This is a genomic window from Litchfieldella rifensis (genome assembly GCF_042646605.1).
GTDB classification, from domain to species: Bacteria; Pseudomonadota; Gammaproteobacteria; order Pseudomonadales; family Halomonadaceae; genus Litchfieldella; species Litchfieldella rifensis.
Map to the genome: position 1 here is coordinate 1 of NZ_JBHRUG010000024.1, position 818 is coordinate 818.

The window sequence follows — 818 nt, forward strand, 5'->3', positions numbered from 1 at the left end:
GCCTACCGTTTCTTCTCCACCGACCGGCGCAAGTTCATCATCGCCGACACCCCGGGCCACGAGCAGTACACGCGCAACATGGCCACCGGGGCCTCGACGGCGAGCCTGGCGGTGATCCTGATCGACGCGCGCTACGGGGTGCAGACGCAGACCCGGCGGCACAGCTTCATCGCCGACCTGCTGGGCATCCAGCACCTGGTGATCGCGGTCAACAAGATGGACCTGGTCGACTTCTCGCAAGACCGCTTCGATGAGATCGTCGCCGACTATCGGGCCTTTGCCGCCAACCTCAACGCCCGCGACCTGCGCTTCGTGCCGCTGTCGGCGCTGGAAGGCGACAACGTGGTCAACCCCAGCGGGCGCACCCCCTGGTATGAGGGGCCGGCACTGCTCGAGCTGCTGGAGACGGTGGAGATCGCCCACGACAGCAACCTGAGCGACCTGCGCCTGCCGGTGCAGTACGTCAACCGCCCCAACCTGGACTTCCGCGGCTACTGCGGCACGCTGGCGGCCGGCATCCTACGCCCGGGCCAGGCGGTCAAGGCCTTGCCGTCGGGCAAGCGTTCGACGGTTGAACGCATCGTCACCTACGACGGCGACCTGGAAGCCGCCTACCCGGGCCAGGCGATCAGCGTGACGCTGGCCGACGAGATCGACATCTCGCGTGGCGACTGGCTGGTCGCGGCCAATGCCGAGGTGCCGCTGTCCAATGCCTTCACGGCCGATATCGTGTGGATGCACGACACGCCGCTGGCGCCCGGCAAGCTCTACGACTTCAAGCTGGCGACCCGCGACCTGTCCGGTGAGATCCGTGGCAT

The 818-nt window shown here is 67.4% G+C and carries 1 protein-coding gene; it reads left to right on the plus strand.

All coding sequences use genetic code 11. The features are described from left to right. Positions 1-818: sulfate adenylyltransferase subunit 1 (locus ACFOEV_RS11680; protein WP_386774078.1), on the plus strand; the 818-nt coding region annotated here is incomplete at both ends.